Source organism: Bradyrhizobium sp. NBAIM08, from assembly GCF_020193935.1.
GTDB lineage: Bacteria > Pseudomonadota > Alphaproteobacteria > Rhizobiales > Xanthobacteraceae > Bradyrhizobium > Bradyrhizobium yuanmingense.
In genome coordinates, this window is record NZ_JADYVR010000689.1 from 1 (window position 1) to 421 (window position 421).

1 protein-coding gene is annotated in these 421 nt (G+C 55.3%); it reads left to right on the top strand.

The features are described 5' to 3' along the window. Window positions 1-421: DNA recombination protein RmuC (gene rmuC, locus I6F37_RS41580; RefSeq protein WP_225154609.1), on the top strand; the 421-nt coding region annotated here is incomplete at both ends.

Sequence of the window (421 nt, forward strand, 5' to 3'; positions counted from 1 at the left end):
GTAATGTTCGTGCCGATAGAGGGGGCTCTAGCAGCCGCACTACAAGAAGACTCTAATCTGACCTCGTTTGCAGTCGAAAACAACGTGGCAATCGCCACGCCGACGACGCTAATGATTGCACTGCGGACTGTCGCAAACGTCTGGCAGGTTGAACGCCGAAATCGAAATGCCGAACTAATCGCTTCGAGGGCTGGAAGGATTTACGACAAGTTGGTTGGTTTTATCGAGGACATGAGCTCACTCGGAATTCGGCTTAGCCAGGCAAGGGCCTCCTTCGATGACGCGATGGGGAAACTTTCGTCTGGGAAAGGTAGCCTTGTTCAGCAGGTGGGGCAGCTCAAAGCGCTTGGCGCAAAGGCGAGCAAGACGCTCCCGGATAGCCTGCTCGATGGAGACGAGGCGGCTCCGACGGACTATCTTG